Here is a 24,837-nt window from a genome sequence, read left to right as displayed (position 1 = left end):
GCGGCTTTCGTCACGCCCCGGCGAGCACCGAACCGAGGATGCCGGCGGCCTCGGCGAAGCGGCCGGGGTCGGCATTCGCGTAGTTGAGCCGCACGTACGAGCCCGAGGGCTCCGCCGGGAACCACTCGGACCCGGGGGCGATGATCACGCCCCGCACCTCGCAGTCGCGGACGACCTGCACGACATCCGTCCCCTCGGGGAGCCGCACCCACAGGTTCAGGCCGCCTGCCGGGATGCCCTCGACCTGCGCCGACGGGGCGTGCGCGGCCAGGCTCGAGACCAGCAGGTCGCGGCGCGCGCGCAAGTGCTCGCGGAACCCGCGCAGGTGCGTGCGCCAGGCGGGCTGCGCGACCACGTCGAGCGCTGCGGCCTGCAGCAGCCCGCTCACGTACATGGACTCCGCCGCGCGGTCGGCCAGGATCCGCTCTCGCGCAGGTCCCCGGGCGATCACGGCCGCGACGCGCAGGGCGGGTGAGGCGCTCTTGGTGAGTGAGCGCAGGTACACGACATGACCGTCGTCGTCGGAGGCGGCGACCGGCCGCGGCTCGGCATCGATCCCCAGGTCGTGCGCCCAGTCGTCCTCGATCAGGAAGGCCCCATGCCGGCGAACGGTCTCGAGCACGGCATCCCCCGTCGCGGTCGGCCACTGCGCGCCGGTCGGGTTCGCGAACGTCGGCTGCGCGTAGAACGCTCGGGCCCCCGTCTGCGCGAACGCCCGTTCCACGTCATCCGGATCGGGGCCCTGGGGGCCGGAGGGGATCGGCACCAGCACGACACCCGCCTGCGCGGCGGCGAGCAGCGCGCCCCAGTAGGTGGGCGACTCGACGAGCAGCGGCTGCCCAGGGCCCACGACCGCACGGAAGATCGAGCTCAGCCCGCTCTGACTGCCTGAGATGACGAGAGCATCGCGCGCCGATGCGGGTGTGACGCCGGCGGGTGCGGTGGCGGCGAGCTCTCCGGCGAACCAGGCCTGCAGCTCCGGCAGCCCCGCGGCGGGCGAGCGGGTCAGCGCCGCATCGGTGCGTGCGGCACGCACGAGCGCCTGCCGTACGAGCCGCTCCGGCAGCAGCTCGACCGCGGGGTAGCCGGAGTGGAGCCCGATCGCCTCCGGCGACACTGTGCGCTGCGTGGACGACAGGCCCGCGAGTCCGGCGGGCGCGGTGCCGAGCGCTGCGGTCTGCCAGCCGTAGTCGGCTGAGCGGGCGGGGCGGATCGCGCGGACGAACGTGCCGGTGCCCGGACGCGACTCCACCAGCCCGAGCCGGACGAGCTGCTGCATCGCCTTCTGCACGGTGACCGGGCTCGCCCCGTACTCGGCCATCAGTGCTCGGTTCGACGGCACTCGCGCGCCCGGCGAGGCGGAGGAGATCCATGCACGGACACCGGCGACGATCCGGTCACTGCTATCCTGACTCATGAAAGTAGAGAGTAGCGTTATCGCTCCGCGATCGACAGTGCTATCAACGCACGCCGGCCTCTGGTGGGGGCTTCTCGGCGTCACCGCCTTCTCGTTCACCCTCCCGTTCACACGGATCGCCGTCGACGGCCTCTCCCCGCTGTTCATCGGTGCAGGGCGCGCGGTCGTCGCCGCCCTCCTCGCCGGAATCGCCCTGGCCGCGACACGACAGCACATCCCGACGCGGGTGCAGTGGTGGCGATTGGCCATCGTCGCCGGCGGAGTCGTGGCCGGATTCCCGCTGCTCACCTCGTTCGCGATGACCACGACCCCCGCCAGTCACGGCGCCGTCGTGGTCGGCCTGCTGCCCGCCGCGACCGCCGTCGCCGTGGTGGTCCGCACCGGCGAGCGCCCGAACCGCTCCTTCTGGGTCTTCGCGATCGTCGGCGCGGTCGCCGCCGTCGTGTTCGCCGCCCTGCAGAACGGCGGACTCGGCTCCCTCACCGCTGCCGACCTGCTGCTGTTCGGTGCCGTGTTGGCCGCGGCGATCGGCTACGCGGAAGGCGGTCTGCTCGCCCGCGAGCTCGGCTCCTGGCAGACCGTGTCATGGGCGCTCATCGTCGCCGCTCCCCTCATGGTCGTCCTCACCGTGGTGTCGGCGATCCAGCAGCCACCCGCAGCGAGCCCCGTGCAATGGCTCGCCTTCGCCTACCTTGCCGCGGTGAGCATGTTCCTCGGATTCTTCGCCTGGTACCGCGGACTCGCGATCGGACCGATGGCGCAGGTGAGCCAGATCCAGCTCGTCCAGCCCGTGATGAGCATCGCGTGGGCCGCCCTCCTGCTGCACGAGCCGATCGGCTGGGCCACCGCCGTCGGAGGTCTCGCCGTCATCGCCTGCGCCGCGCTCGCGGTGCGCACGCGCCTGAAAGACCGCCCCCGAACCGAACGGCCGCCCCGAGATGAGGAGTCCTGATGCGCCACACACCCCGCTACCTGATGACCGACCCCGACGAGGTCAAGCGCCTCATCCGCGGCAACCCGTGGGCGACGTTCGTCTCCCCGGCGAGCACCGGACTCGTCGCCTCGCACTACCCTGCGCTGCTCATCGAGGACGAGGAGGGCATCGTGATCGCCAGCCACTTCGGACGGCCCGACGATGAGCTCCACGAACTCGGTCGGCACGAGGTTCTCGTGATCATCCAGGGGCCGCACGATTACGTCTCACCGAGCCTGTATCCGCCGGGCGACCTGGTCCCCACGTGGAACCACGTGACCGCGCACCTCTACGGCACCCCCGAGATCCTCAGCGAGGAGGAGAACTACGCCATGCTCACGCAGTTGACCGACCACTTCGAGAACGGGCAGGACCACGGTCGGCATCTGTCGGAGGACGAGCCGGGCACTCGCCGAGCGGCGAAGGGCACGGTCGGCCTGCGGATGCGCGTCGCCCGCTTCGATGCGCGCGCCAAGCTCAGCCAGAACAAGCCGCCCGAGGTGCGCGAGAACATCACCGCGCGGTTCGCCGAGACGAACAGCGCGCTCGCGTCGGAGATGCGGCGGGTCGACGGGGTTCGACCGTGATCGGCCTCTAGATGCAGGCCCAGCAGTACACGTGGTGGCCGGATGCGGCGGCGCGACGCGCGAGAGCGGCGAGGTCGCGCGCGAACGCAGCCAACTGCGCCGGATCCGCACCCGCGAGCTCCTCGGTCTGCGACCACGGCTCGGCCACCTCGGCCAGGCGCGCGTCGTCGGCTGCGGCGAGCGCCGATGCCAGAGCATCCGTCACCGTGATGACGATCCGGTCGTAGTCTTCGCTCATCGCGAGGTTGTGTCCGGCACGCGGGTCTTCGGTCACGTCGTCGTACGGGGCGCCCGTGAGCAGCGCCTCGAGCGTGCCGAGCTGCACGACGGGATCGATGCCGCCGAGCGTGCCGGCGTCGAAACCGGAGTCCGTCGCGGTCGGCCCGGCCTCCACGTCGAGGACCTTCACGGCCTCTTCGTCGGATGCGGCGGAGAAGTAGTCGTAGATCACACTCATGCTCGACATCCTGCCAGGCCGCGCCGACGCCGAGCTGCCGTGACCCGAGGCCTCCGGCTGGCGGGAGCTGCACGAGGCCCAGGCAGCGAGTGTCGACCGCGGCGAGGTCGTCGGGATCGAGGGCGGCCACTACCTCCACCACACGCAGTCGCCCGAACTGGCGGCACAGACCCGCGCGTTCCTGGATTCGCTCGCGACGCCCTAACTCCGGTTTCGAATCGCGCGACCCCGGTCATCCGGGCCGACTCACCAGCCTCTCCCCGCTCACCACGGGTTCGCAATCCACCTATTGCCGAGCAGGTCTTGTCAGTAGGCGGCTAGGGGTCCACGCCCCGCAGGATAGGGACCGGGGGGCTAGGGGAGCTGCCGTTCAGACGGTGCTGCGGGTGGGTTCAGTGCGGTGCGTTGGCGGCCGGGCCGAATGGTCAGCACGATGACGACCGCAGTCAGGGCGATGATCGGCGCGGAGAACGGCAGGCTCAAGAACACGATCGTCGTGATCGCGCCGGAGGCGGCTACGAGAGCGGTGGCGATGACGGCCACGGTGCGTGAGGTCGCGCGGGCGAACGCGGGGAACAGGGAGATGGTGAGTGCGATCCCGATAAGCACGAACGCGGTGGCGGTGGTCGCGCCCCATATGGGAGGGAGGTTCGTCATGTCGGTGTCGACGCCCAGGTACCAGAGGACGTGTGCGCCCCCAGCGACGAGAATCCCGAGGCTGCCCAGTACAGCTGCCCCCCAGCGAGGACGAACCGTTGTGGGACGGGATATCAGCCCCAGAACGATCGCCCACAGACTGGCGAGTGGGGTGATGAAGAAGCAAAGCACGTGGACGAGGGCTTGGTTCTGCTCGGTGAATGCGACGGCCAAGATGGTCATAGCTACAGCAGCTGACGCAACACTGATCGCTCCGAGCACCCAAGGCAGCACCTGTGTAATTCTCATTGCAAGCCCCTTTCGAGCGGCGGTTCGTGCTTCGAGAGGAACGAGTTCGGGGTGGGCATCACGAGCCTCTTCGAGCATTCCGAAGAGCACGTGAGCGTTCGATTCTCTCCAGCGTCGCGGATAGGCTTTGAGGCTTCGTCGCAGGGGATCGGTGTTCATGCTTGCGCTCCCGCGGTCCGCACCTGCTGAAGTTTGAACTGTGCGCGTTGTGCCCGTTGGGCGAGCGCCTTCGCCTCGAGATCGAGAACGTGAAGCCCCGTCTCAGAGATCGCGTAGTACCGTCTCAACCTCCCGCCGACGATTTCATCCTGCGTCTGGGCGATCCACCCGAGTGCGAGGAGCTTCTCGAGTGCGGCATACACGGTCGCGACACCTGGCCGTTGCCCCGTGAGCGTCGAGACTTCCTCGACGAGTGCGTATCCGTGGAGTGTGCGACCGGTGAGAGCAGTGAGAAGCGTGAACTGCAACGGTGACGGTGTCTTCATGACATCAACCCTAAAGAGTGGGCATATTCTGATCAATGAGAATATACCCACTCTCAGGAGGTCCTCAGTTGCATCCCGACGAGACCCACACGGCCAACCGCTGAGCCGGGTGTGAGCAACCCGCATGCATCCTCGGTGGCGGCGTAGGGGAACCGTGAGGATCGACGGATCCGCCCGCGCACGGGAGTTGTATCGGATCCGTGCTCGACATCATCTACATCGCGCTGACTCTCGCGCTGTTCGCCCTCGTGTCCCTGGTCGCCAAGGCGGTGGACCGCGCATGATCGTCTTCGAGATCATCGCGGCGGTCCTCGCCGTCGCCGCCGTCGTCTACCTCGTCGTCGCGCTCGTCGCCCCGGAGCGGTTCTGATGGGTGCGGCGATCTGGTTCGGCATCCTGCAGCTCACGGCCGTCGTGGTCGTGCTCGTGCTGGTCTACCGCCCCCTCGGCGACTACATCGCCCGGGTGTACTCCTCGGCGAAGGACCTGCGTGTCGAGCGCGGCGTCTACCGGCTGATCGGCGTCGACTCGTCGTCCGAGCAGACCTGGCGCGCCTACGCCCGCAGCGTGCTCGCGTTCTCGGTCGTCGGGCTGCTGCTCGTCTACGGGCTGCAGCGCCTGCAGGCGTTCCTGCCGCAGTCGCTCGGTCTCCCGGCCGTGCCCGAAGGGCTCGCTTTCAACACCGCGGCATCCTTCGTCGCCAACACCAACTGGCAGTCGTACTCGCCCGAGCAGACCGTGGGCTACACCGTGCAGCTCGCCGGCCTCACGGTGCAGAACTTCGTCTCGGCGGCGGTCGGACTCGCCATCGCGATCGCGCTGATCCGCGGCCTCGCACGCCGGGGCTCGGCGACCATCGGCAACTTCTGGGTCGACCTGATCCGCGGTCTTGGCCGCATCCTCCTCCCGATCGCCCTGATCGGTGCGGTGGCGCTCCTCGCCGGTGGCGTGATCCAGAACTTCGCCGGCTTCACCGACGTGACCACCGTGGCGGGCGGAACCCAGACCATTCCGGGCGGACCGGTCGCCTCACAGGAGGCGATCAAGCTCCTCGGCACCAACGGCGGCGGCTTCTTCAACGCCAACTCCGCGCACCCGTTCGAGAACCCGACCGGGTTCACGAACCTGCTGGAAGTGTTGCTGATCCTCGTGATCCCGTTCTCCCTCCCCCGCACGTTCGGCCGCATGGTCGGCGACCACCGCCAGGGCTACGCCATCGCCGCGGTCATGGGCACGATCTTCCTGATCTCGACCTTCGCGCTCTCGGCGCTCGAACTGGCCGGCCGCGGCAGCGCACCCGAGCTCGCCGGCGCCGCGATGGAAGGCAAGGAGGTGCGCTTCGGCATCCTCGGCTCCACGCTGTTCGGCAGCGCGAGCACGCTCACCTCGACCGGTGCGGTCAACTCGATGCACGACTCGTACACGGCGCTCGGCGGCATGATGCCGATGCTGAACATGATGCTCGGCGAGGTCGCCCCCGGCGGCGTCGGCTCGGGCCTCTACGGCATGCTCGTGCTCGCGATCATCGCCGTGTTCGTCGGCGGACTGCTCGTCGGGCGCACCCCCGAATACCTCGGCAAGCGCATCGGTCCGCGGGAGATCAAGCTCGCGAGCCTGTACATCCTCGTGACGCCGACGCTTGTGCTGGTCGGCACCGCGCTGAGCTTCGCGATCCCCGGCATCCGGGAAGACGTGGAGTCGACCAGCATCCTGAACCCGGGCGTGCACGGCATGAGCGAGGTGCTCTACGCGTTCACCTCGGCGTCGAACAACAACGGCTCCGCCTTCGCCGGACTCACCGCGAACACCCCGTGGTTCAACACCGCACTCGGGATCGCGATGCTGCTCGGACGCTTCCTCCCCATCGTGCTCGTGCTGGCCCTCGCCGGCTCGTTCGCCGCGCAGGAGCGTGTGCCCGCCACCTCGGGAACGCTGCCCACCCACCGGCCACAGTTCGTCGGCCTCCTCCTCACCGTGACGGTCGTCGTGACCGCCCTCACCTACTTCCCCGTGCTCGCACTGGGGCCCCTCGCCGAAGGACTCGTCTGACCATGACTCTCATCACCACCGACGTTTCGTCTCCCTCCGGTCGCTCAACGGCCGAGGCCCCCGCGCAGCCGACGCGTTCCTTCGGCTGGTCGCAGCTCGTCGAGGCCCTGCCCGGCGCCCTGCGCAAGCTGAACCCCGCAGCCCTCGTCCGCAACCCCGTGATGCTGCTGGTCTGGGTGGGCGCCGCGTTCGCGACCGCGCTGGCGATCGCCGAACCGTTCCTCGGCGGACCCGCCGACTCGGGTGGCACCCCGGTCCCCGCGCCGTTCACCTGGGGCATCGCGGTGTGGCTCTGGCTGACGGTGCTGTTCGCGAACGTCGCCGAGTCCGTCGCCGAAGGCCGTGGCAAGGCCCAGGCCGCGAGCCTGCGCAAGACGCGCACCAGCACGATGGCCCGCCGTGTGGTCGGTTATGACGCGGCTTCGGATGCCACCGCAGAACGTGCCGAGACCCTGGAGGTCTCCTCAGCCGAGCTGCAGCGCGACGACGTCGTGATCGTCACCGCCGGCGAGCTGATCCCCGGTGACGGCGACATCATCGCGGGCATCGCGACCGTCGACGAGTCGGCCATCACCGGCGAGAGCGCCCCGGTGATCCGCGAGTCGGGCGGCGACCGCAGCGCCGTCACCGGCGGCACCCGCGTGCTGTCCGACCGGATCGTGGTGCGCATCACCTCGAAGCCCGGCGAGACGTTCGTCGACCGGATGATCGCACTCGTCGAAGGCGCCAGCCGCCAGCGGACCCCGAACGAGATCGCCCTGAACATCCTGCTCGCCAGTCTGTCGATCATCTTCGTGGTCGTGGTGCTCGCCCTGAACCCGATCGCCTCGTACGCGGCATCGCCCGTCAGCATCCCGGTGCTCATCGCCCTGCTCGTCTGCCTGATCCCGACCACCATCGGCGCACTGCTCTCGGCCATCGGCATCGCCGGGATGGACCGGCTCGTGCAGCGCAACGTGCTCGCGATGTCGGGGCGCGCGGTCGAGGCCGCGGGTGACGTCACGACCCTGCTGCTCGACAAGACCGGCACCATCACCTACGGCAACCGCCGCGCGCACGAGGTCCTGCCCCTCCCGGGCATCGACGCCGACGAGCTGCTGCGGGTCGCGGCACTGTCGTCGCTCGCAGACCCCACCCCGGAGGGCGCCTCGATCGTCGAGCTCGCCGCCGCCCGCGGCATCCGCGTCACCGCTCCGGAGGATGCCGTGGTCGTGCCGTTCACCGCGCAGACCCGCATGTCGGGACTCGACCTCGCCGACGGCACGCAGATCCGCAAGGGCGCAGGTTCCGCGGTGCGCGCCTGGCTCGGACTCGACGCCGAGGACGCGGAGCTCACCACCCGCACCGACACCGTCGCCGAAAGTGGAGGGACCCCCCTCGTCGTCGCCGTGCGGACGCCCGCATCCGCATCCGCATCCGCCCACTTGTCGGGAGAACGGACGGATGTCGGAGGAATCGCCGCGGAACGGCCCGACATCCGTGCGAACTCCCGACGGGTGTCCGACGAACGAGTGACGGAAGGCCGCATCCTCGGGGTCGTGCACCTCAAGGACATCGTCAAGGATGGTCTGCGCGAGCGGTTCGACGAGCTGCGCAGCATGGGCATCCGCACGGTGATGATCACGGGCGACAACCCGCTGACCGCGAAGGCCATCGCCGCCGAGGCCGGGGTCGACGACTTCCTCGCCGAGGCGACGCCCGAGGACAAGCTCGCCCTCATCCGCCGCGAGCAGGAGGGCGGGCGGCTGGTCGCGATGACCGGCGACGGCACGAACGACGCTCCCGCGCTCGCGCAGGCCGACGTCGGCGTTGCCATGAACACCGGCACCTCGGCCGCGAAGGAGGCCGGCAACATGGTCGATCTGGACTCCGACCCGACAAAGCTGATCGACATCGTGCGCATCGGCAAGCAGCTGCTCATCACCCGCGGCGCGCTCACCACGTTCTCGCTCGCGAACGACGTGGCGAAGTACTTCGCCATCATCCCGGCGATGTTCATGGGGGTCTTCCCCGGACTCGCGGCGCTCAACATCATGCAGCTGCACTCGCCGGCATCCGCCGTGACCAGCGCGATCATCTTCAACGCGATCGTGATCGTGTTCCTGATCCCGCTCGCCCTGCGCGGAGTGAAGTACCGCCCGGCGAGCGCCTCGCAGATCCTGCAGCGCAACCTGCTCATCTACGGACTCGGCGGCGTGATCGCCCCGTTCATCGGCATCAAGCTCATCGACCTCGTCGTCAGCCTCATCCCGGGCTTCTGACCCGGCTCGGAAAAGGAACCCAGACATGTCCTCCACTCGCACCGCGGCCCGCACCACCGGGGTCGCCATCCGCGCGATGCTCGTCCTCACCCTCGTCCTCGGCGTCGGCTACACGCTCCTCGTCACGGGCATCGGGCAGCTCGCTCTTCCCTGGCAGGCGAACGGCTCACCCCTCCCCGACGACAAAGGCAGCTCACTGATCGGCCAGCCGTTCACGGATGCCGACGGCGAGGCCCTGCCGGAGTACTTCCAGTCCCGCCCCTCGGCGGCCGGCGACGACTATGACGGGGCGGGCTCCAGCGGCAGCAACCTCGGCCCGGAGAACCCCGACCTGGTCGCGGCCATCGCCGACCGCCAGGCCGCGATCGCGGAGCGCGAGGGCGTGAAGGCGTCCGAGGTGCCGGCCGACGCGGTCACCGCCTCGGGTTCGGGCCTCGACCCCCACATCAGCGTCGCCTACGCCCTGCTGCAGGTGCCGCGCGTGGCCGAGGCGCGTGGCGTTCCCGAACAGCAGGTGCAAGACCTCGTGGAGTCTAGGATTCAAGGGCGGGATCTGGGATTCCTCGGCGAGGAGCGCATCAACGTCGCCGAGCTCAACCTCGCGCTGGACGACCAGGAGGGCGAATGAGCGCAGATCGGACGCATCGCCCGGCACCGGAACACCCCCGTCGCGGCCGCCTCCGGGTGCTGCTGGGCGCCGCTCCCGGTGTCGGCAAGACGTTCGAGATGCTCGCCGAAGGACGCCGCCTCCGCGAGGAGGGACACGACGTCGTCATCGCCATCGTCGAGACCCATGACCGCGCGGCCACGCTCGCGCAGACGGTCGGACTGCCCGAGGTGCCCCGTCGCGTCGAAGACCATCGCGGCATCGCCCTGACCGAACTCGACCTCGACGCCGTGCTCGCCCGGGCTCCCGAGATCGCGCTCGTCGACGAGCTCGCCCACACGAACACCCCCGGTTCGCGGCATCCGAAGCGCTGGCAGGACGTGGACGAGCTGCTGGACGCCGGCATCGACGTCGTCACCACCGTCAACGTGCAGCACATCGAGTCGCTCAATGCCGTGGTCGAGAAGATCACCGGCATCGCGCAGCAGGAGACGATCCCGGATGCCGTGGTGCGCGCCGCGGACGAGATCGAGGTCGTCGACCTCGCGCCCCAGTCGCTGCGGGACCGGCTCTCCGCCGGGCTCGTGTACCCGGCCGAGCGCATCGATGCCGCCCTGTCGAACTACTTCCGCCTCGGCAACCTCACCGCGCTGCGCGAGCTCGCCCTGCTCTGGCTCGCCGACGAGGTCGACAGCGCCCTGCGCACCTACCGTGCGGAGCAGGGGATCGAAGGGAACTGGCAGGCCAGGGAACGGGTCGTCGTCGCCCTCACCGGCGGCCCCGAAGGCGAGACCCTGCTGCGTCGCGGTGCACGGATCGCCGCCCGCTCGGCCGGCGGAGAACTGCTCGCGGTGCACATCTCGGCCCAGGACGGGCTGCGCAACGAGACCCCGGGGGCGCTCGCCACGCAGCGCACCCTCGTCGAATCGCTCGGCGGCAGCTACCACCAGGTCGTCGGCGACGACATCCCAGCCACCCTGGTCGAGTTCGCGCAGGGGGTGGATGCCACGCAGCTCGTCATCGGAGTCAGCCGTCGCAGTCGACTCGCCGCCGCGCTCACCGGTCCCGGCATCGGATCGGAGGTGATCCGCCGCTCGGGCGACATCGACGTGCACATCGTCACCCACGCCGCCGCAGGCGGACGTCTCGCCCTGCCACGGATGACCGGCGGGGCACTCGGCTGGCGGCGGCAGCTGCTGGGCTTCGCGGTGGCCCTCGTGTTCGGACCGCTGCTGTCGTGGCTGATGTTCACCTTCCGCAGCCCCGAGTCGATCACCGCCGAGGTGCTCGCCTACCAGCTGCTCGTGGTCGTGGTCGCCCTCATCGGCGGCGTCCGTCCTGCCGTGTTCGCGGCCGTGCTCTCCGGCGTCACACTCGACTTCCTCTTCGTCGCACCGCTGTTCACCATCACGATCGCGCATCCGCTGCACGTGCTCGCCCTCGCGCTGTACGTGCTCATCGCGATCCTGGTGAGCATCATCGTCGACCAGGCCGCCCGCCGTGCCCGCACCGCGCAGCGCGCCACCGCCGAGGCCGAGCTGCTCGCCGCGGTCGCCGGCAACGTGCTGCGGGGCGACAACGCGGTGCTGGCCCTCGCCAGCCGCACCCGGGAGGCGTTCGGGCTCAGCGGCGTGCGGGTGCTCTCCCCCGACGGCGAGGTGCTCGCCAGCGACGGGGAGCCGGTCGCCGACGGACGAGCCACGAGCATCCCGGTCGGCGTCCGCCCCGGTGGCGGCCCGCGCGCGATGCTGGAGCTGAACGGCGAACCGCTGGCGGGGCCGGAGCGTCGACTGCTCGACGCGATCGTGGCGCAGCTGTCGGCCGCGATCGAGCACACCGACCTGCGGGCGACCGCGAGCGAGGCCGAGGCCCTGGCCGAGACCGACCAGGTGCGCAGCGCGCTGTTGTCGGCCGTGAGCCATGATCTGCGGCGCCCGCTGGCCTCGGCCGTCGCGGCGATCGGCGGACTGCGCGGCGCGCACGAGCTCTCGGCATCCGATCGCGCGGAGCTGCTCGCGACCGCCGACGAGAGCCTCGCCACCCTGTCGACCCTGGTCACCGACCTGCTCGACGTGAGCCGCGTGCAGGCCGGGGTGCTCGCGGTCTCCTCCTCTCGGATGGATGCCGCCGGCACCGTGCTCGCCGCCATCGATGAGCTCGGACTGGGCCCCGCCGATGTCGAGCTCGCCCTCGACCCCGAGTTGCCGCCGGTGTTCGCCGACCCGGTGCTGCTGCAACGGGTGCTGGTGAACGTGCTCGCCAACGCGCACCGCCACGCGCCCGAGGGCAGCCGCGTGATCGTCTCGACCAGCACCCTCGGCGATCGCGCCGAGATCAGGGTGATCGACCGCGGCGACGGCGTCTCGCCCGAGCGTCGGGACCGCATCTTCCAGCCGTTCCAGCGCTTCGGCGACACCGACAACACCACGGGCCTCGGGCTCGGGCTCGCCCTGTCGCGCGGGTTCGCCGAGGGCATGGGCGGTACCCTGACACCCGAGGACACCCCCGGCGGGGGCCTCACCATGGTCATCTCTCTGCCTCTCGGCGCAGGGCATCACGACACGGAGGAGACGGAGTGAAGCTCCTCATCGCCGACGACGACCCGCAGATGGTGCGGGCGCTGCGGATCACGCTCGCCGCCCACGGATACGAGGTCGTCGTGGCGGCCGACGGTGCCGCCGCGGTCGCTGCTGCCGCGCAGACGCATCCCGACCTCATCATGCTCGACCTGGGGATGCCACGGCTCGACGGCATCGAGGTGATCCAGGCGCTGCGCGGGTGGACGAACGTGCCGATCATCGTGGTCTCCGGCCGCACCGGGTCGGCCGACAAGGTCGAGGCGCTGGATGCCGGTGCCGACGACTTCGTGACGAAGCCGTTCCAGATCGACGAACTGCTCGCGCGGCTACGGGCGCTGTCCCGCCGGTCGATGCCGGCGAACGGGGAGTCGACGGTGGCGTTCGGCGACGTCGTGGTCGACCTCGCGACCAAGACCGTGACCCGCGCCGGAACTCGCGTGCACCTGACGCCGACGGAGTGGCGGATGCTGGAGCACCTCGCACGGCATCCGGGCGCCCTGGTCACGCGACAGGATCTGCTGAAGGAGATCTGGGGCAGCGAGCAGGTGTCCGACTCGGGCTACCTGCGCCTGTACATGTCGCAGCTGCGCAAGAAGCTCGAGCAGGAGCCGGCCGCGCCGGTGCATCTGCTCACCGAGGCGGGGATGGGCTACCGGCTCGTGCTCTGAGCTGAGCGCGCACGGCGTCGCAGCACCGCGACGACCCCGGCGACGACGAGCAGCACGGCCACGATGATCGCGGCGACTGCTGTCGGGGTGCTCTCGGGCTCCCCGGTGAGACGGCCGACCGCGAGCCAGGCCAGACCCCAGGCCGTCGCGAGTGCGGGGGCGATGCGACCGGTCGCCCACGCGGCAGCGGCACCGATCACGAGCACGACCACCAGCACGGCGATCGCCCAGGCATCCGCCGCCTGCGCCCAGCTCTCGGGAGCGATCTGCGTGAGCCAGGCCGCGGTGTTCGCGACCGTAGCGATCGTCACCCAGCCGAAGTGCAGGCCGTTCGCGCCGTCGGTCAGGATGCGGTCGGCGAGGTTTCGTGCCGGGAAGCGCCCCAGTACGACGATCACCCGCGCGAGCACGGCCAGCAGCAGGGCGATCACGACGACCGTGAGCCACAGCGTCAGATACCGCGCGGTGACCAGCCAGAGCCCGTTCAGCACCATCGAGGCGGCGATCCATCCGCCCACGGCCTGCTGGCGAGCATCCTGGCGTTGCGCGGGAAGCGCCTGCCACACCGTGTACGCGATGAGCCCGATGTAGATGAGGGACCAGATCGAGAATGCGGGGCCGGCGGGCGCGAGATACGAGCCCTGTGCCGAGAGCGCGCCGTCCTGCAGGTCGTCGACGGATGCTCCGCCGAACGCTCCTGCGCCGATGGCGGCCGCGATCAGCATGAACGATGCCGCCGCGATGATCAGGCTCTGCCGGCCGATGCCCTTCGTACGTGAGTCCATGGTCGTGACCATACGGCGTGGAGCGGCCGGTGCGCATCGGGGTTGACACCCGGCCGCGGTTTCGCTAACCAGGTTAGGAAACCCCTCAGGCCCGGGCGAATGCCGCGTCGATCAGGACCTCCGCGGCGCCGCGCGCCTGCACGGCCACGGAGGGGTCCTTCGAGATCGCGGCCGTGCTCTGCGCCCCCTCGGCGAGGATCGACAGCTGTGCGGCGAGCGCTGCGGGGGCACCCGTGTCGGCGACCAGGCCCGCCATGTACTCCTGGAACGACGCCTTGTGTGTGCGCACGATCTCCGCGACCTCGGGGTTCGTCCCGCCGAGCTCGCCGAACGCGTTGATGAAGGCGCAGCCGCGGAAGTCGTCGGCGCAGAACCAGTTCTCGAGGTATCCGTAGACCGCGAGCAGGCGGGTGCGCGGATCATCGCCGGCGTCCGTCACGGCCGCGGAGAGCCCGGACTCCCACTGGGCGTGCTTGCGGGCGAGGACAGCGGTGACGATGTCGGTCTTCGCGGGGAACAGCGCGTAGAGGCGACGCAGCGACACGCCGGCGGCCGACCGCAGCTCGTCCATGCCGACGGCCGCGTACCCCTTGCGGTAGTAGAGCTCCTCCGCGGCGGACAGGATGCGCTCTCGGGCCTCGTCTTCGGTCATGTCCAGAAGTCTACTTGACACGAGAACGAACGTTCTCTAGATTGAACACATCGAGCGAGAACGATCGTTCTCACCGCAACCGAAAGGACCAGGATCATGGGCTACATCACCGTCGGAAACGAGAACAGCACCCCGATCGAGCTCTACTACGAAGACCAGGGTTCAGGTCAGCCCGTCGTCCTGATCCACGGCTACCCGCTCGACGGCCACAGCTGGGAGCGTCAGACCCGCGAGCTCCTCGCCCAGGGCTACCGCGTCATCACCTACGACCGCCGCGGCTTCGGCGGATCTTCCAAGGCCAACGCCGGCTACGACTACGACACGTTCGCCGCCGACCTGAACACCGTGCTCGAGACCCTCGACCTGCGCGACGTCGTGCTCGTCGGCTTCTCGATGGGCACCGGAGAGCTCGCCCGCTACGTCGCGAAGTACGGACACGACCGCGTCGCGAAGCTCGCCTTCCTCGCCTCGCTCGAGCCCTTCCTGGTGCAGCGCGACGACAACCCCGAGGGCGTGCCGCAGGAGGTCTTCGACGGCATCGAGGCCGCGGCGAAGGGCGACCGCTTCGCGTGGTTCACCGACTTCTACCAGAACTTCTACAACCTCGACGAGAACCTCGGCTCGCGCATCAGCGAGCAGGCCGTGACCGGCAGCTGGAACGTCGCCATCGGCAGCGCACCCGTGGCCGCCTACGCGGTCGTCTCGGCCTGGATCGAGGACTTCCGTGGCGACGTCGAGGCCGTGCGCGCCGCGGCCAAGCCCACCCTGATCCTGCACGGCACGAAGGACAACATCCTCCCGATCGACGCGACCGCGCGCCGCTTCCACCAGGCGGTGCCGGATGCCGACTACGTCGAGGTCGAGGGCGCCCCGCACGGCCTGCTCTGGACCCACGCCGACGAGGTCAACGCCGCGCTGAAGGACTTCCTCGCCAAGTAACCCCGTTCGAATCGCGCGAATGGTCCCATTTCTTCGGGAGATGGGACCATTTGCGCGATTCGGGAGCGACTCGACGCGGGGCTACGCGTCGCGCGAGCGCCAGAGCAGCCAGACGAAGTACGGGGCTCCGATCAGCGCGACCACGAGTCCGGCTGGCAGCTGGGCGGGGGCGATGACCGTACGCCCGATGGTGTCCGCGACACCGACGAGCAGACCGCCCAGCAGCACCGCGACCGGGATCACCCTGGCGTGCCTGGCACCGACGAGAGCCCGTGCCGCATGCGGAGCGACGAGCCCGACGAAGCCGATCACACCGATCGCCGTCACGCTGAGCGCCGCGAGCACCGCCGCCACGACCAGCAGCGTCAGCCGCACGGGCTCGAGGCGGATGCCGACGAGTCGCGGAGTGTCCTCGTCGAGCGACAGCACGTCGAGCTCGCGTCGGCTCATCACCACGAACGGCAGCGCGATGGCCAGGACGATCGCCAGCGGCAGCACCTGCTCCCACACGCGGCCGTACGTGGTGCCCGACAGCCAGGTGTAGATCTTCGGGGTGTCCCAGGGGTTCGACCTCAGCAGGAAGAAGGTCGTGAGCGACACGGTGAAGTACGAGACGCCGATGCCGATCAACAGGAACCTGTCGGCGTTCAACCCGCCGCGCCACGACAGCAGGTACACGAGGGCGAAGGCCAGCAGCGCCCCGGCGATGGCACCCGCGATCATGCCCGCGGTGGACGAAACGGCACTCGTGATCACCAGCACCGCGCCGAGGCCGCCGCCGCCCGTGACGCCGAGGATGCTCGGGTCGGCGAGCGGGTTCCGGCTGACCCCCTGGATGATGGCGCCGGACAGCGCGAGCGCCCCACCCGCCACGACCGCGGCCGCGATGCGCGGCGCCCGCTCGTCCAGCGCGAAGGCGATCGCGGGGGGAGCTTCGCCCTGAAGCCACAGCGCGATGTCGCCGGTCAGCAGCCAGGTGTGCCCGGCGAGCAGGCCGAGCAACAGCACCCCGATCACGCCCAGCACGACGACCACCATGGTGATGCGGAACCGGAGTCGGCTGCGCACGCCGAACCGCACCCGCGGAGGCTCTCGCGTCGGACCGGCATCGCGCAGGCGCCGCGCCATGAGCACGAGCACGATGGCTCCGAGGAGCGTGGTCGCGACGCCGGTCGGGATGAGGATCGCCGCCTCGGCCCCGATGATCGCCCGCAGCAGAGCATCCGCGAGGATCACGACGATCGCGCCGAGGAGGCCGGCCGCCGGGATCAGGAGCAGATGGCGGTTCAGACTCGGCACCACCCGCGTCAGCAGACGGGCGAGCACGGGCGCACACAGCCCGACGAAGCCCATCGGCCCCGCGAGCGTCACCGACACCGCGGTGAGCGTGACGGCGAGCAGGATGCCGATGGCCCTCGTCGAGCGGATCGGCACACCCAGGGAGGATGCCGTGTCGTCGCCGAGCGCCAGGATGTCGAACCGCCGCGCGAGCAGCAGGGCCGCCGCCGTCACCACGACCACGACGGGTGCCGCCTGCAGGAACGCGGTCAGCCCGAGCTGCGACAGGCTGCCGCTTCCCCACGCCAGCAGCCCCTTGGTCTCCTCGTCGAAGAGGATGAGCAGGGTCGAAGTGCCGGCCTGAAATGCGAGCGCGAGGGCCGTGCCCGCGAGGATCAGCCGCGTGGTCGACGACCCCGCACCACCGGCGAGGCCGAGCACGATCCCCGCGGCGATGAGGCCCCCGGCGAACGCGACAGCGCCCGACGCCCACACCGGCACCGCGATGCCGAACGCCGCGAGCGCCGTCACCGCGAGATAGGCACCGGCGGTCACGCCCAGCGTGTCCGGCGAGGCCAGAGCGTTGCGGGCGAGCGACTGGAGCAGGATGCCGGCGACGCCGAGCGCCACCCCCACGGCGATGCCCGCGGCGAGGCGTGGCACCCGCGACCCCCACAGCACCTCGGTGTCAGCGAACACGGCACCGCTCGTGCCCTGCGTGAGATGCCAGCAGGCCACGGCGACGAGCACGATCGCAAGGGCGACGAGCACGCCGATGCCCGTCAGCAGGGCACCCGGCCGGCGTCCCTCCGCCTCGTCGGGCGCGACGGCGGGAGCCGGGCGCGCCGGCTCCGTCGTGGCCGCCGCGTCGTCGAGGCGAAGGGCACCCGTCACTTCGAGAGCACCTCGACGTAGCCGTCGATGATCTGCTGGGTCGAGCGCGGTCCGCCGAACGTCCAGATCCCGGCGGGGAACGCGGTGAGGCGGTCATCGGCCACGGCGGGCAGCGAGGTCCAGGCCGGGTTGTCCTGCAGCGCGTCGATGAAGCTCTCCGACTCGGGGTCTTCGGTGCCGGTGTAGAACAGGCTGGCGTCGCCGACCGTGGTCATGCCCTCGACATCGGTCTGGCCGAGGCCGTACGTGGGGTCGACCTCGCCGGTCCAGGCGTTCTTCAGACCGAGCTTCTCGCCGATCTCCCCGACCAGCGAGCCCTGGCCGAACGGACGCAGCGCGACGTTGCCGCCGTCGACCCAGCCGTCGAAGAACACGAACTCCGTCGTGGGCAGGTCGAGATCCGCGAGCTCGGCCGATGCCGAGTCCAAGTGGGCCTGGAACTCGTCGGCGACGACCTCGGCGCGCTCCTCGCGGCCGGTCACCTGGGCGATGAGGTCGAGCGTGCCGAGCATCTTCGCGATGGGGTCGGCGGCATCCGCACCGATGGTCGCCAGCACCGGCACGTCGTAGGCCTCGAGCTGGGCGACGATGGGGTCGTCCGCGGCGCTGACCTCGACGATCACGAGGTCGGGCTCGGTGCCGAACAGCGTCTCGAGGTTCGGCTCCTGGCGGGTGCCGACGTCGGTCACACCCTCCGGGAGCTCCTCCGCGGTGACCCACGTGCTGTAGCCCTCGGCGTCGGCGACCGCGACCGGGGTGACGCACAGCGACAGCGCATCCTCGATCTGCTGCCACTCGAGCACCGCGATCCGCTCGGCGGGCTTGTCGAGCTCGACCGTGCGGCCGAGGTCGTCCGTGACGGAGACGGCGCCCGTCGAGGTCGCGGTGGTGTCATCGCCGCAGCCCGCGCTCGTCGAGGCCGAGGCATCGGAGTCGGAGGCAGCGGGGGCCTGGGTGGTGCCGCAGCCGGCGAGGGCCATCACGAGCGCGCCGCCGAGGGCGATCAGGGCGAGGGGCTTCTTCTTCATTCGGTTCTTCCTCCGGGAGGGGTGAGGGGGTTTCAGGATGCTGCGCGGGCGCGGTGCCGGCCGTGGTGACGACCGCGCGGGAGCACCCGCACGAGGCCGGTCTCCTCGTCGATCTCGGTGTCGATCCGCAGGCCGTACACGTGCGAGAGGTTCTCGCCCGTGAGCACCTCGGCGGGGGTGCCCGCCGCGTGCACTCGACCGGCGTGCAGCAGCACCACGTCGTCGGCGACGGATGCCGCGTGGTCGAGGTCGTGCAGCACGACACCCAGGGCGGTGCCGTGGTCGTCGGCGAGCTCGCGCACCAGGTCGAGCGTCTCCACCTGGTAGCGCAGGTCGAGGTGGTTGGTCGGCTCGTCGAGCAGCAGCACCCCGGTCTCCTGCGCCAGCGCGGTCGCCAGCCACACGCGCTGCAGTTCGCCGCCCGAGAGCTGGTCGACGGGGCGCGAGGCCATCGTGCGGAGCCCGGTCAGTTCGAGCGCCCGCGCGACGGCGGCGCGGTCGGCGTCGCTGACGCCCGAGAAACGGCCCCGATGCGGGTGGCGGCCGTACGCCACGACGTCGGAGACCTCGATCCCGGACGGATGCGGCCGCGACTGCGAGAGCATCGCGACGGCCTTGGCGAACTCCTTCGCCGAGAGGGCCGCGGCATCGCGAGTCTCGTCGCCGCCGATGCGCACGCTCCCCGCCTCGATGCGGTGCAGGCGGGCGAGCGCGCGCAGGACGGTCGACTTGCCGCTGCCGTTCGGGCCGATGAGGGTGGTGACCCGTCCGGGTGCCAGGCGCAGCGAGACGTCGTGCACGACGCGGGCTCGACCGTAGCCGAGCACGAGGGATTCGCCCTGCAGGGCGTGGGACGCGGTCGTCGTCATGTCAGCCCCGCATCGCGACGCCGCGGCGCCAGTAGCCCATGAACGCGACCTGCCCGCGGTCGACGCCGAGGTCCTTGACGAGGTGACGGCGCAGGGTGGTGACCACGCCGCTCTCCCCCGCGATCCAGAAGTAGCGCTCGGCCGGCGCATCCGCCCGGTCGATCTCTTCCCCGAGGCCGGAGTAGTCCGGCGTCTCCCAGAGCAGATCTTCGCCGTCGATGTCCTTCACACGGATCTCATCGGCGGCGTCGGCGTCTCCGAGGTAGCCGAGCACGGCCGGGATCAGGCGCAGGCCGTGCGGGTCACCGGCGTCGCGCGGCAGCCAGTGCACCTCGACGCCGGACGGCACGTCGATGCGCAGGATGTCGGCGGGAGAGGGCACCTCGATGAAGGCCACTCCGCGCAGGTCGCGGGGCGCGTCCTCCAGGATGCGGGCGATGGCGGGAGCCGCCGTCTCGTCGCCGGCGAGCACGACCGACGCCGCGGTGCCCGGCGCGAACTCGGCCCCACCGTGCGCATCCACGTCGACGCCGCGACGGGGCCCGACGAGGTAGAGCTCCTGGCCGACCGCCGCCTGGCTCGCCCACAGCGATGCGGGTCCGGTGAGCCCCGGCTCGAGGTGCAGCACGAAGTCGACGTCCACCTCGGTGCCCGCGGCGGGATCGACCCGCAGCTCGCGCACGGAGTAGGTGCGCATCGAGCCGCGCTCCTCCTCCGGCACCGCGAGGAACGACTGCCACCAGTTGTCCGAGGCCCGATCGAGTTCGGGGAGGATGCCGGATGCCGGCGGGAAGACCAGCTTGATGCGGCTGTCGAACACCTCGCCGGGCGTGCCGAAATCGCTCAGGTCGTCGCCACCGAATGTCACGCGCACGAACGAGGGCGAGACGCGGACGACCGCGCGCACCTCGGCGCGGGTGAGGATGTAGGTCGGACGCTCGGTCGCGGTCGTCTCAGCGGACATGATGCCTCCCGATGGGTGTGACCATCGGCTTGCCGGAGACCGGGTCGATGGTGATCTGATTGGCGAGGCCGAAGACCTCTTCGACGAGCTGTGCGGTGACGATGTCCTGCGGGGCGCCCGTCGCGTGCACCCGCCCGTCTTTCATGGCGACCAGCTCGTCGGCGTAGCGTGCCGCGAGGTTGAGGTCGTGCAGCACCATGACGATGGTGGTGCCGCGCGAGACGCTCAGGTCGGTGAGCAGGTCGAGGACCTCGACCTGGTGCGCGACGTCGAGGAAGGTCGTCGGTTCATCGAGCAGCAGGATGTCGGTCTCCTGCGCGAGGGCCATCGCGATCCAGACGCGCTGCCGCTGTCCGCCGGAGAGCTCATCGACGCTGCGGTCGGCCAGGTCGGTGATGCCGGTCGCATCGAGGGCATCGGCCACCACCTCGTAGTCGTGGGTGCTCCACCGCGCGAGCATCTTCTGGTGCGGGTGCCGTCCCCGACCGACCAGATCCGCGACCGCGATGCCCTCGGGCGCGACCGGCGACTGCGGCAGCAGGCCGAGGATGCGAGCGACCTCTTTGGTGGGCCGGGCGTGCACGGACTTGCCGTCGAGCACGACCTGTCCCTCGGTGGGCGAGAGCAGGCGGGCGAGCGAGCGCAGCAGCGTCGACTTGCCGCATCCGTTGGCCCCGACGATCGTCGTGATGCGGCCGGGGGCGATCTGCAGGTCGAGGCCGTCGACGACGGTGCGGTCGCCGTAGGCCAGACTCACGCCTTCGGCGGACAGACTGTGCGAGACGGTCATAGCGAACCCCCGGAGCGGTTGGTGCGGATGAGGAGGTAGATCAGGTACGGAGCGCCGACCACGCCGGTGACGACGCCGACCGGATAGCGGGTGCCGAAGGCGAACTGGCCGATGAGGTCACCGCCGAGCACGAGCACGGCCCCGACGAACGCCGACGGCAGGAGCAGGTTGGCACCCGGCCCCGTGATGCGGGCGGCGATGGGTCCGGCCATGAACGCGACGAAAGCGATAGGACCGGTGGCCGCCGTCGCGAACGCCAGCAGCGCGACGGCGCCGAGGATGAGCAGCAGGCGCGTGGCGTTGACCCGGATCCCGAGGCCGGCCGCGGAGTCGTCGCCGAGCTGAAGGGCGCCGAGCGCGCGGCCCTGCGACAGCATCAGCGGCACGATCACGGCCGCGGCGATCGCCATCGGCAGCACCCGCTCCCACGACGCATTGTTGAGGCTTCCGGTCAGCCACTGCATCGCGGTCTGGATGTCCCAGTTCGCGGCGCGCGACAGCATGTACGAGATGACGCTCTGCAGCATCGCCGCGACACCGATGCCGATCAGGATCAGGCGGGTGCCGGCGAAGCCGCCCTTGATCGAGAGCAGGTAGATCGCGAAGGCCGTGACGACGGCGCCGCCGAGGGCGAGCAGCGACACGACCGGCCCGTTCACCGAGAGCACGACGATGCCGAAGACCGCGGCCGCCCCGGCGCCGTTCGAGATGCCGATGATGTCGGGCGAGGCGAGCGGATTGCGCAGCATCGTCTGGAAGCAGACTCCCGCCATGCCGAAGCCGATCCCGGTGAGCACGGCCAGGATCGCCCGCGGCAGCCGCAGGTCGCCGACGGTGAAAGAGGCCCCGGGGACGGTCTCGCCCAGGATCACGCGGATGACCTCGTCGAGCGGGTAGAACGTGTTGCCGACCATGAGGGCGACCGTGAACAGCACGAGCAGCAGGATGCCGAGCACGATCGTCGCGATCGCGTGGCGGCGGTGGCGCGCGCGACGGCCCGCGACGATGCGCGCGATCCGGGCGGATGCCGGCTCGTCGACGCGGTCGAGGGTGTGTTCGGTGTGCTCGGTCGTGCTCACAGCTCACGCACCTTCTGCCGACGGACGATCCAGATGAAGAACGGGGCGCCGACGATGGCGGTGATGATGCCGACCTGGATCTCCTCCGCCGAGGGCGAGATCACGCGGCCGATGATGTCGCTCGCGGTCAGCAGCGCGGCACCGGCGATGGCCGAGAACGGCAGCAGCCAGCGGTGATCGGTGCCCACCAGCATCCGGCACATGTGCGGGACGATGAGGCCGACGAATCCGATGGGCCCGGCGATGGCCGTCGCCGCTCCCGCGAGGATCACCGCACCGAGCGCCGATATCAGGCGTGTGCGGAACACGTGCTCGCCGAGACCCTTGGCCATGTCGTCGCCGAGCGCGAGCGAGTTCATACCGCGCGAGCACAGGAAGCAGATGAGGGCACCGACCGCGAGGACGGGCGCGGTGAGCGCGATGCGCGGCCACTCCGCCCCGCCGACACCGCCGATCTGCCAGGACTGGAACGTCTGGAGCAGGTCGACGCGGGGCAGCATGACGGCGCTGATCAGCGAGGCGAAGGCCGCCGAGGTGGCGGCACCCGCGAGCGCGAGCTTGAGCGGCGTCGCGCCCCCGCGCCCGAGGGAGCCGACCGTGTAGACGAACACGGCGGCGATCCCGGCTCCGGCGATCGCGAACCCCATCTGCCCGTAGGGGTTGCTGAGGCCGAAGAAGGCGATGCCGCAGACGACCGCGAGCGAGGCGCCGTTCGAGACGCCGAGGATGCCGGGGTCGGCGATGGGGTTGCGCGTCACAGCCTGCATGGTCGCACCGGAGAGGGCGAGCGCGGCACCGACGAGGAGGGCGAGCACGGTGCGCGGGATGCGCTTGACGATCGCGGCCTGGGAGATCGTGTCGGTGTGGCCGCCGAGGGCCGCGACGATGTCGTCGAAGGAGACCGCGCGCACGCCGAACGAGATCGACAGGATGCTGAGGACGACGAGCACCACGACCCCGATGAGCAGCCAGAAGGTGCGCACCAGCGCCGGGTGCCGCAGGTCTGCGGCACCCGGCACGGGGGCGATGACGGTTGCTGAGGTCACTGAGGATTCACTCCGCTGATGCGGATCGAACGGTTACTTCGCGAGCGGTGCAGCCAGCAGTGCGAGGTAGTCGCTGAGGCCCCACGGGATGGACAGCGGCGACGGGTTCGCGGATGCGGCGACCGGCGTCGCGTTGGGGAGGATCGCGATACGCCCCTCGGCGATGGCCGGGATCTTCGACAACAGCGGGTCGGCCTGGAGCTGAGCGATGAGCGCGTCGTCGCCGTAGGTGACGAACAGGTCCACGTCGGCGAACTTCGCGACCTCTTCCGCGCTGACCGTCAGGTCGAACTTCTCGGTGTCTGCGGTGTCTTCCACGATCGACGGGAACGGCAGACCGAGGTTGTCGTGCAGGTACCCGGGACGCGTGTCGATCGCCGTGTAGTAGCCGATCTGGCTCAGGTCGGCCGGGTCGAGGTACGCGAACAGGACCTTCTTGTCCTTCAGGATGCTGTTCGCCTCGAGAGCGGTCTCGGCGTCGGCGTGCAGCTCGTCGATCAGTGCTTCGCCCTCATCCTCGAGGCCGAGTGCCTTCGAGTTCATCTCAATCATGTCGTCGACCGAGGTGCCCCAGGCGACCTCGGGGAACGCGATGACCGGAGCGATCTTGGAGAGGGTGTCGTACTCCTCCTGCGTGAGGCCGGAGTATGCCGCGAGGATCACGTCGGGCTCGGTGTCGGCCACGGCCTCGTAGTCGATGCCGTCGGTCTCGTCGAACAGGACCGGGGTCTCGGCGTCCAGCTCGTCGAGCTTCTCCTCGACCCAGGGCAGCACGCCGTTGTCGTCGTCGTCGCCCCAGCTGGCCTTGCTCATACCCACCGGGACGATGCCGAGCGCCAGCGGCACCTCGTGGTTCGCCCAGGCGATCGTCGCGATGCGCTCGGGCTTCTCCGAGATGGTGGTCTCACCGTAGGCGTGCTCCACCGTGACGGGGAAGGCATCCGCGGAGGCGGGGTTACCGCCGGCGGTTCCGGTCGATTCCGGCGCGGGGGACGCGCAGGCGGAGAGGCCGACGGCGAGTGCAGCGGCCGCGCCGATGGCGAGGATTCGAGAGATGCGCACAGGCGTTCCCTTCGGGTTCGGGGTGAGGGGGCGGCGCGAGAGGTGCGCCCAGCCTTTGGTAAGCCTGGCCTAATCTAACACGGAGGTTAGGGCGACCTCACTTCGAGTCCTGGAACCCCGCGCAGTTGCGGGCACAGAAAAAGCCGGCCGGATCCGTGAGGATCCGGCCGGCTTCAGGAAGTCAGCGCGCGCTCAGAGAGCGCGGATGTTCGCCGCCTGCATGCCCTTGGGGCCACGCTCAGCGTCGAATTCGACCTTCTGGTTCTCGCGGAGCTCCTTGAAACCGGAGCCGGCGATAGCCGAGTAGTGGGCGAAAAGGTCGTCCGAGCCGTCATCGGGAGCGATGAAGCCGAAGCCCTTTTCCGCGTTGAACCATTTCACAGTGCCAGTGGCCATGTGTTTCTACTTTCTGTTGACTTAGCC

24 protein-coding genes are annotated in these 24,837 nt (G+C 70.2%); 9 read left to right on the top strand and 15 right to left on the bottom strand.

Annotated features, from left to right (window positions below):
* Nucleotides 1–10 precede the first annotated feature (10 nt).
* Nucleotides 11–1,417, bottom strand: coding sequence for an aminotransferase-like domain-containing protein (locus tag GZ67_RS0106780; protein WP_029261457.1), 1,407 nt, complete (start codon nucleotides 1,415–1,417; stop codon nucleotides 11–13).
* Here GZ67_RS0106780 and GZ67_RS0106775 point away from each other — a divergent pair.
* Nucleotides 1,416–2,369, top strand: a complete 954-nt coding sequence (locus GZ67_RS0106775) for a DMT family transporter (RefSeq protein WP_051662397.1) — start codon at nucleotides 1,416–1,418, stop codon at nucleotides 2,367–2,369. The two genes, GZ67_RS0106780 and GZ67_RS0106775, sit on opposite strands and share 2 nt — an antisense overlap.
* A complete protein-coding gene (locus GZ67_RS0106770; RefSeq protein ID WP_029261455.1) occupies nucleotides 2,369–2,977 on the top strand; it encodes an FMN-binding negative transcriptional regulator in 609 nt (202 codons plus the stop codon). Before GZ67_RS0106775 ends, GZ67_RS0106770 begins: the two co-directional genes overlap by 1 nt.
* A gap of 7 nt (nucleotides 2,978–2,984) precedes the next feature.
* On the opposite strand, the gene GZ67_RS0106765 is transcribed toward GZ67_RS0106770, so the two are convergent.
* From GZ67_RS0106765 to GZ67_RS0106755, 3 genes are all read right to left on the bottom strand, one after another.
* Nucleotides 2,985–3,434, bottom strand: coding sequence for a hypothetical protein (locus tag GZ67_RS0106765; RefSeq protein WP_029261454.1), 450 nt, complete (start codon nucleotides 3,432–3,434; stop codon nucleotides 2,985–2,987).
* A 354-nt stretch (nucleotides 3,435–3,788) separates the two neighbouring features.
* Complete coding sequence (locus tag GZ67_RS0106760) at nucleotides 3,789–4,538, bottom strand: hypothetical protein (protein ID WP_136025653.1); 750 nt, start codon at nucleotides 4,536–4,538, stop codon at nucleotides 3,789–3,791.
* The gene (locus tag GZ67_RS0106755) at nucleotides 4,535–4,864 is read right to left on the bottom strand and encodes a PadR family transcriptional regulator (protein WP_029261452.1); all 330 of its coding nucleotides are present in this window, start codon (nucleotides 4,862–4,864) and stop codon (nucleotides 4,535–4,537) included. The genes GZ67_RS0106760 and GZ67_RS0106755 overlap by 4 nt, the downstream gene beginning before the upstream one ends.
* A gap of 280 nt (nucleotides 4,865–5,144) precedes the next feature.
* Between GZ67_RS0106755 and GZ67_RS19690 the strand changes: the two genes are divergently transcribed.
* The 6 genes from GZ67_RS19690 to GZ67_RS0106720 all read left to right on the top strand — a co-directional run bounded on the left by GZ67_RS19690 (nucleotide 5,145) and on the right by GZ67_RS0106720 (nucleotide 13,028).
* The gene (locus tag GZ67_RS19690; protein ID WP_036303189.1) at nucleotides 5,145–5,234 is read left to right on the top strand and encodes a potassium-transporting ATPase subunit F; all 90 of its coding nucleotides are present in this window, start codon (nucleotides 5,145–5,147) and stop codon (nucleotides 5,232–5,234) included.
* Nucleotides 5,234–6,913 carry a potassium-transporting ATPase subunit KdpA gene (gene kdpA, locus GZ67_RS0106740; RefSeq protein ID WP_029261451.1) on the top strand — a complete coding sequence of 560 codons (1,680 nt, stop codon included), beginning with the start codon at nucleotides 5,234–5,236 and terminating at the stop codon, nucleotides 6,911–6,913. Before GZ67_RS19690 ends, kdpA begins: the two co-directional genes overlap by 1 nt.
* A 107-nt stretch (nucleotides 6,914–7,020) precedes the next feature.
* Nucleotides 7,021–9,174, top strand: coding sequence for a potassium-transporting ATPase subunit KdpB (gene kdpB / locus GZ67_RS0106735; protein WP_442921934.1), 2,154 nt, complete (start codon nucleotides 7,021–7,023; stop codon nucleotides 9,172–9,174).
* A 25-nt stretch (nucleotides 9,175–9,199) separates the two neighbouring features.
* Nucleotides 9,200–9,802, top strand: coding sequence for a potassium-transporting ATPase subunit KdpC (gene kdpC, locus GZ67_RS0106730; RefSeq protein ID WP_029261449.1), 603 nt, complete (start codon nucleotides 9,200–9,202; stop codon nucleotides 9,800–9,802).
* Complete coding sequence (locus GZ67_RS0106725; RefSeq protein ID WP_051662396.1) at nucleotides 9,799–12,360, top strand: ATP-binding protein; 2,562 nt, start codon at nucleotides 9,799–9,801, stop codon at nucleotides 12,358–12,360. The genes kdpC and GZ67_RS0106725 overlap by 4 nt, the downstream gene beginning before the upstream one ends.
* A complete protein-coding gene (locus GZ67_RS0106720; RefSeq protein WP_029261447.1) occupies nucleotides 12,357–13,028 on the top strand; it encodes a response regulator in 672 nt (223 codons plus the stop codon). The genes GZ67_RS0106725 and GZ67_RS0106720 overlap by 4 nt, the downstream gene beginning before the upstream one ends.
* Here GZ67_RS0106720 and GZ67_RS0106715 read toward each other — a convergent pair.
* Together GZ67_RS0106715 and GZ67_RS0106710 are read right to left on the bottom strand one after the other, a co-directional pair.
* Nucleotides 13,010–13,813 (bottom strand): TspO/MBR family protein, encoded by an 804-nt coding sequence (locus GZ67_RS0106715; protein ID WP_029261446.1) that lies wholly within the window; start codon nucleotides 13,811–13,813, stop codon nucleotides 13,010–13,012. The genes GZ67_RS0106720 and GZ67_RS0106715 overlap by 19 nt on opposite strands.
* A gap of 85 nt (nucleotides 13,814–13,898) precedes the next feature.
* Nucleotides 13,899–14,465, bottom strand: coding sequence for a TetR/AcrR family transcriptional regulator (locus tag GZ67_RS0106710; protein ID WP_029261445.1), 567 nt, complete (start codon nucleotides 14,463–14,465; stop codon nucleotides 13,899–13,901).
* A 96-nt stretch (nucleotides 14,466–14,561) separates the two neighbouring features.
* Between GZ67_RS0106710 and GZ67_RS0106705 the strand changes: the two genes are divergently transcribed.
* Nucleotides 14,562–15,404: an alpha/beta fold hydrolase gene (locus tag GZ67_RS0106705; RefSeq protein ID WP_029261444.1), complete on the top strand. Its 843-nt coding sequence runs from the start codon at nucleotides 14,562–14,564 to the stop codon at nucleotides 15,402–15,404.
* Between the two features lie 81 nt (nucleotides 15,405–15,485).
* Here GZ67_RS0106705 and GZ67_RS0106700 read toward each other — a convergent pair whose 3' ends face one another.
* The 9 genes from GZ67_RS0106700 to GZ67_RS0106660 all read right to left on the bottom strand — a co-directional run bounded on the left by GZ67_RS0106700 (nucleotide 15,486) and on the right by GZ67_RS0106660 (nucleotide 24,810).
* A complete protein-coding gene (locus GZ67_RS0106700) occupies nucleotides 15,486–17,576 on the bottom strand; it encodes an iron ABC transporter permease (RefSeq protein WP_051662395.1) in 2,091 nt (696 codons plus the stop codon).
* Complete coding sequence (locus GZ67_RS0106695; RefSeq protein WP_029261442.1) at nucleotides 17,573–18,604, bottom strand: ABC transporter substrate-binding protein; 1,032 nt, start codon at nucleotides 18,602–18,604, stop codon at nucleotides 17,573–17,575. Before GZ67_RS0106695 ends, GZ67_RS0106700 begins: the two co-directional genes overlap by 4 nt.
* A gap of 32 nt (nucleotides 18,605–18,636) precedes the next feature.
* Complete coding sequence (locus GZ67_RS0106690) at nucleotides 18,637–19,473, bottom strand: ABC transporter ATP-binding protein (protein WP_029261441.1); 837 nt, start codon at nucleotides 19,471–19,473, stop codon at nucleotides 18,637–18,639.
* A gap of 1 nt (nucleotide 19,474) precedes the next feature.
* A complete protein-coding gene (locus GZ67_RS0106685; protein WP_029261440.1) occupies nucleotides 19,475–20,437 on the bottom strand; it encodes a siderophore-interacting protein in 963 nt (320 codons plus the stop codon).
* Nucleotides 20,427–21,227, bottom strand: a complete 801-nt coding sequence (locus GZ67_RS0106680; protein ID WP_029261439.1) for an ABC transporter ATP-binding protein — start codon at nucleotides 21,225–21,227, stop codon at nucleotides 20,427–20,429. Before GZ67_RS0106680 ends, GZ67_RS0106685 begins: the two co-directional genes overlap by 11 nt.
* Nucleotides 21,224–22,306 carry a FecCD family ABC transporter permease gene (locus GZ67_RS0106675; protein WP_029261438.1) on the bottom strand — a complete coding sequence of 361 codons (1,083 nt, stop codon included), beginning with the start codon at nucleotides 22,304–22,306 and terminating at the stop codon, nucleotides 21,224–21,226. The genes GZ67_RS0106680 and GZ67_RS0106675 overlap by 4 nt, the downstream gene beginning before the upstream one ends.
* Entirely contained in the window at nucleotides 22,303–23,352 is a 1,050-nt protein-coding gene (locus GZ67_RS0106670; protein ID WP_029261437.1) for a FecCD family ABC transporter permease, read from the bottom strand. The genes GZ67_RS0106675 and GZ67_RS0106670 overlap by 4 nt, the downstream gene beginning before the upstream one ends.
* Before the next feature lie 33 nt (nucleotides 23,353–23,385).
* Entirely contained in the window at nucleotides 23,386–24,414 is a 1,029-nt protein-coding gene (locus GZ67_RS0106665; protein WP_029261436.1) for an iron-siderophore ABC transporter substrate-binding protein, read from the bottom strand.
* Nucleotides 24,415–24,606: 192 nt separating this feature from the next.
* Complete coding sequence (locus tag GZ67_RS0106660) at nucleotides 24,607–24,810, bottom strand: cold-shock protein (protein WP_017831237.1); 204 nt, start codon at nucleotides 24,808–24,810, stop codon at nucleotides 24,607–24,609.
* Nucleotides 24,811–24,837: the final 27 nt, after the last annotated feature.

It is taken from the genome of Microbacterium sp. Cr-K20 (assembly GCF_000708325.1).
Classification (GTDB): domain Bacteria; phylum Actinomycetota; class Actinomycetes; order Actinomycetales; family Microbacteriaceae; genus Microbacterium.
The sequence above is the reverse complement of the archived record's forward strand: the minus strand, read 5'-3'. Positions and strand labels throughout refer to the sequence as shown.

Bases quoted from the DNA above. Each gene is read 5' to 3' on its own strand.
- GZ67_RS0106765 (WP_029261454.1), bottom strand. From the start codon at position 3,434: ATGAGTGTGATCTACGACTACTTCTCCGCCGCATCCGACGAAGAGGCC.
- kdpA (WP_029261451.1), top strand. From the start codon at position 5,234: ATGGGTGCGGCGATCTGGTTCGGCATCCTGCAGCTCACGGCCGTCGTG.
- GZ67_RS0106680 (WP_029261439.1), bottom strand. From the start codon at position 21,227: ATGACCGTCTCGCACAGTCTGTCCGCCGAAGGCGTGAGTCTGGCCTAC.
- GZ67_RS19690 (WP_036303189.1), top strand. From the start codon at position 5,145: ATGATCGTCTTCGAGATCATCGCGGCGGTCCTCGCCGTCGCCGCCGTC.
- GZ67_RS0106660 (WP_017831237.1), bottom strand. From the start codon at position 24,810: ATGGCCACTGGCACTGTGAAATGGTTCAACGCGGAAAAGGGCTTCGGC.
- GZ67_RS0106775 (WP_051662397.1), top strand. From the start codon at position 1,416: ATGAAAGTAGAGAGTAGCGTTATCGCTCCGCGATCGACAGTGCTATCA.
- GZ67_RS0106770 (WP_029261455.1), top strand. From the start codon at position 2,369: ATGCGCCACACACCCCGCTACCTGATGACCGACCCCGACGAGGTCAAG.
- GZ67_RS0106760 (WP_136025653.1), bottom strand. From the start codon at position 4,538: ATGAACACCGATCCCCTGCGACGAAGCCTCAAAGCCTATCCGCGACGC.
- GZ67_RS0106695 (WP_029261442.1), bottom strand. From the start codon at position 18,604: ATGAAGAAGAAGCCCCTCGCCCTGATCGCCCTCGGCGGCGCGCTCGTG.
- GZ67_RS0106685 (WP_029261440.1), bottom strand. From the start codon at position 20,437: ATGTCCGCTGAGACGACCGCGACCGAGCGTCCGACCTACATCCTCACC.
- GZ67_RS0106690 (WP_029261441.1), bottom strand. From the start codon at position 19,473: ATGACGACGACCGCGTCCCACGCCCTGCAGGGCGAATCCCTCGTGCTC.
- GZ67_RS0106725 (WP_051662396.1), top strand. From the start codon at position 9,799: ATGAGCGCAGATCGGACGCATCGCCCGGCACCGGAACACCCCCGTCGC.
- GZ67_RS0106710 (WP_029261445.1), bottom strand. From the start codon at position 14,465: ATGACCGAAGACGAGGCCCGAGAGCGCATCCTGTCCGCCGCGGAGGAG.
- GZ67_RS0106780 (WP_029261457.1), bottom strand. From the start codon at position 1,417: ATGAGTCAGGATAGCAGTGACCGGATCGTCGCCGGTGTCCGTGCATGG.
- GZ67_RS0106715 (WP_029261446.1), bottom strand. From the start codon at position 13,813: ATGGACTCACGTACGAAGGGCATCGGCCGGCAGAGCCTGATCATCGCG.
- GZ67_RS0106705 (WP_029261444.1), top strand. From the start codon at position 14,562: ATGGGCTACATCACCGTCGGAAACGAGAACAGCACCCCGATCGAGCTC.
- kdpC (WP_029261449.1), top strand. From the start codon at position 9,200: ATGTCCTCCACTCGCACCGCGGCCCGCACCACCGGGGTCGCCATCCGC.
- GZ67_RS0106755 (WP_029261452.1), bottom strand. From the start codon at position 4,864: ATGAAGACACCGTCACCGTTGCAGTTCACGCTTCTCACTGCTCTCACC.